Genomic DNA, 5,336 nt, shown 5'->3' with positions numbered 1-5,336 from the left:
GGGGGGGGTGGGGGGGGGTGGGCGGGGGGGGGCCCGCCCCCCCTTTAACTTAAAAACACCGTCTCCTGGGGGGTGGGGGGGGGCCCGCCCGGCCCCGCCCCCCCGCTCGGTTCCGCTCCGCCGGCTGGACTCGAACCAGCACTACAAGGATTCAAAGTCCTGCGGGCTACCGATTACCCCACGGCGGATCACCGGGACAGACCCTACCCGAGCCACCCCCGCCTCCCGGAATCCGCAGGGGCTCCGGGGACTTCGCCCGGACACCGGGAGCCGATCGTCACCGCCCCGGGAAAACGGCTGGACCGCGCCCGTAGGGTGGTGCCATGAGCGAGCCGGGGGCGGACAGAGCAGGGGAGGCGGAGCCGGGGGGCACCGCGCTGTGGTGGTGGGAGCGGCGGCGCGGCTTCGTCCTGGACGTGGTGCTGGCGCTGGGTTCGGCGGTGGAGTGCGCCCTCCAGGGGATCACCTTCGCGGGCCGCACCGGGCTGCCCGTGGTGGCGACCGCGCTGATCGGCGCGGCGGCCGGGGCCGTGCTGGTGGTGCGCCGCCGGTGGCCGCTGGCGGTGATCCTGGTGTCCATCGCGGTCCTGCCGGCCCAGATGGGCCTGGCCATGGCACTGGTGGGCCTGTACACCCTGGCCACCACCGAGGTACCGCGCCGGATCATCGGGGTCATGGCGTCCATGCTGTGCGTGGGCAACGCGCTGGTGCTCTTCCTCCTCATCGACCAGGACGCCCGGCTGCGGGAGCAGCCGATACCGCTGTGGTTCACGCCGTTCGTGGCGATGGTGTTCGGGGTGGCCTTCACCGTCCCGCCGGTGCTGCTGGGGATGTACGTCCGGGCCCACCGCCGGCTGGTGGAGTCGCTGCGCGACCGGGCGGACGGTCTGGAGCGGGAGCTGAGCCTGCTGGCCGAGCGGGCCGAGGAGCGCGCCGAGTGGGCGCGTGGCGAGGAACGGCGCCGGATCGCCCGGGAGATGCACGACGTGGTCGCGCACCGGGTCTCGCTGATGGTGGTGCACGCCGCCGCGCTCCAGGCGGTGGCCGCCAAGGACCCGGACAAGGCGGCGAAGAACGCGGGCCTGATCGCGGACATGGGGCGGCAGGCGCTGACCGAGCTGCGGACCATGCTGGGCGTGCTGCGGGCGGAGGAGAAGCCGCGCGAGGCCCCGGCCGCGGAGAGCGCCGGGGTGGCGGCGGAGCCGGTGGACGCGGCGTCCGCGGCGGCCCGGCTGGCGGAGATCGCGGCGGCCGGGCGGCGCCCGGCGGGGCGCGGGCCCCGGCTGAGCGAGGTGGCCGCGCTGGTGGAGCAGTCCCGGGCGGCCGGGATGACGGTGGAGCTGTCGGTGGAGGGCGAGCCGCGCGGCTACCCCGAGCAGGTGGAGTCCACGGCGTACCGGGTGGTGCAGGAGGCGCTGACCAATGTGCACAAGCACGCGGCCGGCGCCGTCGCCCGGGTGCGGCTGGCGCACCGGGAGGGCGAGGTGGCGGTGCAGGTGCTCAACGAGGCGCCGCCGGGCGGTGCCCCGGGCACCGGACCGGCCGCGCTGCCCTCCGGCGGCAACGGCCTGGTCGGAATGCGGGAGCGGGTCACGGCGCTGGGCGGCGGCTTCGTGTCGGGGCCGCTGGACGGCGGCGGCTTCCGGGTCTCCGCGGTGATCCCGGACCGGGACCGGTCCCCGGCCGCACCGGGCGTGGGGCTGGCGTCGTAGCGTCACAGGGTGCAGAGAAGTGAATGCCCCCAGCTGTTCGGCCGGGACTTCGGCGCCGACCCGTACCCGGCGTACGCCTGGCTGCGGGAGAACGCCCCGGTGTACCGCGCCGAGCTGCCCAGCGGGGTGGCGGCCTGGCTGGTGACCCGGTACGCGGACGCCCGCGCCGCGCTGGCCGACCCGCGGCTGAGCAAGAACCCCGACCGGCACAGCGCCGCCGCGCACCACAGCGGCCGGGTCGGCATCCCGGGGGAGCGCGGCGCCAACGTCATGACCCATCTGCTGAACATCGACCCGCCGGATCACACCCGGCTGCGGCGGCTGGTGGCGAAGGCGTTCACCCCGCGCCGGGTGGCGGCGTTCGAGCCGCGGGTGCGGGAGCTGACGGCCGGGCTGATCGCGTCCTTCGCGGAGCGGGGAGAGGCGGATCTCATCCACGAGTTCGCGTTCCCGCTGCCGATCTACGCCATCTGCGACATGCTCGGCGTCCCCCGGGAGGATCAGGACGACTTCCGCGACTGGGCGGGGATGATGCTGCATCCGTCGGGGAAACGAGGTGGAGTCGGGCGCTCGGTGAAGCGGATGCGGGCCTATCTGGGCGACCTGATCCACCGCAAGCGGGCGGATCTGGGGGACGACCTCATCTCGGAGCTGATCCGGGCCTCGGACGACGGGGAGCACCTGTCGGAGGAGGAGGCCGCCGCGATGTCCTTCATCCTGCTGTTCGCCGGGTTCGAGACGACGGTCAACCTCATCGGCAACGGCCTGTACACGCTGCTGCGCCACCCGGCGGAACTGGCCGATCTGCGCCGGTCGCTGGCGGCGGGCGAGGAGGAGCTGCTGGCGAGCGCGGTGGAGGAACTGCTGCGGTACGACGGGCCGGTGGAGCTGGCCACCTGGCGGTTCGCGCGCGAGCCGCTGGAGCTGGGCGGGCAGCGGGTGGCGGCGGGCGATCCGGTGCTGGTGGTGCTGGCGGGCGCCGACCGCGATCCGCGCCGGTTCGCGCGGCCGGACGTCCTGGATCTGCGCCGCCGGGACAATCAGCACCTGGGGTACGGCCACGGCATCCACTACTGCCTGGGCGCCCCGCTCGCACGGCTGGAGGGGCGGGCGGCGATCGGGATGCTGCTGAGCGCGCTGCCGGATCTGCGGCTGGCGGTCGATCCGGACGATCTGCGCTGGCGCGGTGGCCTGATCATGCGGGGACTGCGCTCACTGCCGGTAGAGTTCACATCCTGCCACATGACACAGAGTCAGTAGTGTGATCTGTATGTGATCTCGGCGGGATCAGCTTGTGATCGCACCGGACGTCGGGCTAGGTTCTGCGCTCAACCGCACCACCTCGTCATTGTTGTCCGCACGAGAGGCAGTCACATGCGCTCCGGCACTGGTCGTCATCGTCGTCCCAAGCAGCCCCCCGCCTTCGTGGTGGCCGCCGGCGTCACGGGAGCGGGCATCGCCCTGCCACTGCTGGGCACCGCATCCGCCAACGCCGTCACCCCCGAGACCTGGGACGCCACCGCCGCGTGCGAGAGCGGCGGCGTATGGACGGCGAACACCGGCAACGGCTACTACGGCGGGCTCCAGATCCCGCTGGCGCAGTGGGAGGCCCACGGCGGCACCGACTTCGCCGAGCGCCCCGACCTCGCCTCCCGGGCGCAGCAGATCACGGTGGCCGAGCGGATGCTGGCCGCGCAGGGCAAGTCCGCCTTCCCCAGCTGCGCGCTGCCCACCGGGCTGTGGCAGGAGTTCCGCGCGGACGCCCGGCAGACGCCGGAGACGGAGGACGCCGGGGACGCGCGGGGCAGCGGCGGCGGCGCGGCCACGGACGCGGGCACCGACGCGTCCGGGGGCACCGGGAGCGGGATCGGGGAGACCGCGCCCGCGGAGCGGACCGGGGACTCCGCCACCGGCTCCGGGAGCGGCACCGGCACCTCCGCCGATACGCCGGACGGCCCGGCAGCCGACGAGAAGACCGGGCAGGGCACCGGCAAGCCCGCCGACTCCGCCACCGGGGCGCAGGACGGGGCCCCGGCCGACGAGGAGGGCACCGGCCGCCACCGGGGTGAGGCCGCCGACGAACAGGACGGCCGGGCGGGTGAGAACGCGGACGGCAGCGGCCGGCACGCCGAACGGCCCGCCGACCGGGCCGGGGAGCGCACCGACGCGGACGCGGACGAGGCCGGCGAGGCGGCGTCGCCGGAGGCCGCCGAGGAGACCACCGCGGCGGGTTCGTACGAGGTGATCAGCGGGGACACGCTCTCCCGGATCGCCGACACCCTGACCGTGGACGGGGGTTGGCCGGCCCTCTACGCGGCGAACGAATCGGTCATAGGTGACAACCCTGACCATATAGTTCCCGGGATTGAGCTGGAGTTGGGCGCGAAGACCGATTAAGGGCCGGTATGGCAGGAGGACTTCCTTAGGGTGTTAAGTGTGACCATCATCTCTCTATGAGGCGATGGAGCCCGACTGGTCCGCACTGTCCGTTTCCCTGCTGACCTGCGCAGACATCCCCCGTTCGGAGTCAAGCCACGCCCACGCCGCGATCTTCATCGTTCTTGAATCGTTAGTCGGCGTGTGTTTAGTGTCCCCCGCTCGGTTTTACATACCGGGCACCCCGGCCGTACGCCGAATCCTGCCGCCGGCCGGGGGACCACCACTGCGCCACAACCGCTTGGCAGGAGCGGGGGACCCAGTCCGCCACCCGGCGGCCACCAGCAAAGCCGGGCAGCGGAACGCCGGACCGGAACCCTCCGGTACGGCTCGGGGTGAAGCCGGGACGGATCCGTCCGTCCCGGCCGGGCAACTCACTGACCCGAACCCGACAGCTCACCTCGCAGGCGTCCGGTGAGAAGGATCGTCATGCTGTTCTCCGGTAAGGGCCGTCACCGCCGCCCCTCCAAGCCGACCCGCCTCGCGACCGCCGCCGGTGTCACCGGTGCCGCCGTCGCCATCCCCCTGATCGGTGCCACCGGCGCCAACGCCGCCTCGGTCGACACCTGGGACGCCGTCGCCCAGTGCGAGTCCGGCGGCGACTGGTCCATCAACACCGGCAACGGCTACTACGGCGGCCTGCAGTTCTCCAGCTCCTCCTGGGCGGCGGCGGGCGGCACCCAGTACGCCCCGCAGGCCAACCAGGCCACCAAGGACCAGCAGATCGCCACCGCCGAGGTGCTGCTGTCCATGCAGGGCCCGGGCGCCTGGCCGGTCTGCGGCGCGCGGGCGGGCCTGTCCGCCGGCGGCCCGGCCGCCGAGGTCAGCCCCGGTGGGGCCGCCGAGGAGAGCGCCCCGGCCGAGGAGGCCCCCGCCGAGGAGGCTCCGGTGCAGGAGGAGGCCCCGGCCCCCGCCCCCGCCCCGCAGTCCACCGCGCCCGCCGAGAGCGCCCCGGCCGCCAACGGCGACACCTACACGGTCGTTCCCGGCGACACCCTGTCCAAGATCGCCGCCGCCCACGGCACCACCTGGCAGGAGCTGTACCAGCGCAACACCTCGGTCGTCGGCGACGACCCGAACCTGATCTTCCCCGGCCAGCAGCTCGCCCTGTGAGCTGACCGACGGTCCGGCGAAACGATCCTCCCGCCCGGCGCGGGGCGGTGTACCGCGGCGCGGTAATCCCGTAAC

General features: G+C 73.9%; 4 protein-coding genes, 1 tRNA gene and 1 riboswitch. Of the genes, 4 read left to right on the top strand and 1 reads right to left on the bottom strand.

Annotation, left to right across the window (positions count from 1 at the left end; genetic code table 11):
• Positions 1-115: 115 nt before the first annotated feature.
• A tRNA-Gln gene (locus ACFV5N_RS05920) sits at positions 116-188 on the bottom strand.
• A gap of 135 nt (positions 189-323) precedes the next feature.
• Here ACFV5N_RS05920 and ACFV5N_RS05915 point away from each other — a divergent pair.
• From ACFV5N_RS05915 to ACFV5N_RS05900, 4 genes are all read left to right on the top strand, one after another.
• Positions 324-1,712, top strand: coding sequence for a sensor histidine kinase (locus ACFV5N_RS05915; RefSeq protein ID WP_385594602.1), 1,389 nt, complete (start codon positions 324-326; stop codon positions 1,710-1,712).
• A gap of 9 nt (positions 1,713-1,721) precedes the next feature.
• Entirely contained in the window at positions 1,722-2,972 is a 1,251-nt protein-coding gene (locus tag ACFV5N_RS05910; protein WP_385594599.1) for a cytochrome P450, read from the top strand.
• 114 nt (positions 2,973-3,086) lie between these two features.
• On the top strand, positions 3,087-4,109 hold the full coding sequence (locus ACFV5N_RS05905) for a transglycosylase family protein (protein ID WP_385594596.1): 1,023 nt from the start codon (positions 3,087-3,089) through the stop codon (positions 4,107-4,109).
• A gap of 258 nt (positions 4,110-4,367) precedes the next feature.
• A riboswitch (cyclic di-AMP (ydaO/yuaA leader) is annotated at positions 4,368-4,574 on the top strand.
• A gap of 3 nt (positions 4,575-4,577) precedes the next feature.
• Positions 4,578-5,261, top strand: a complete 684-nt coding sequence (locus tag ACFV5N_RS05900; RefSeq protein WP_385594593.1) for a transglycosylase family protein — start codon at positions 4,578-4,580, stop codon at positions 5,259-5,261.
• Positions 5,262-5,336 lie beyond the last annotated feature (75 nt).

Origin of the sequence: Streptomyces sp. NPDC059853 (assembly GCF_042731495.1) — a bacterium.
Lineage (GTDB): Bacteria > Actinomycetota > Actinomycetes > Streptomycetales > Streptomycetaceae > Streptomyces.
The sequence above is the reverse complement of the archived record's forward strand: the minus strand, read 5'-3'. Positions and strand labels throughout refer to the sequence as shown.

Excerpts from the sequence above, each read along its gene's own strand:
- ACFV5N_RS05915 (WP_385594602.1), top strand. The coding sequence starts at position 324 with ATGAGCGAGCCGGGGGCGGACAGAGCAGGGGAGGCGGAGCCGGGGGGC.
- ACFV5N_RS05905 (WP_385594596.1), top strand. The coding sequence starts at position 3,087 with ATGCGCTCCGGCACTGGTCGTCATCGTCGTCCCAAGCAGCCCCCCGCC.
- ACFV5N_RS05900 (WP_385594593.1), top strand. The coding sequence starts at position 4,578 with ATGCTGTTCTCCGGTAAGGGCCGTCACCGCCGCCCCTCCAAGCCGACC.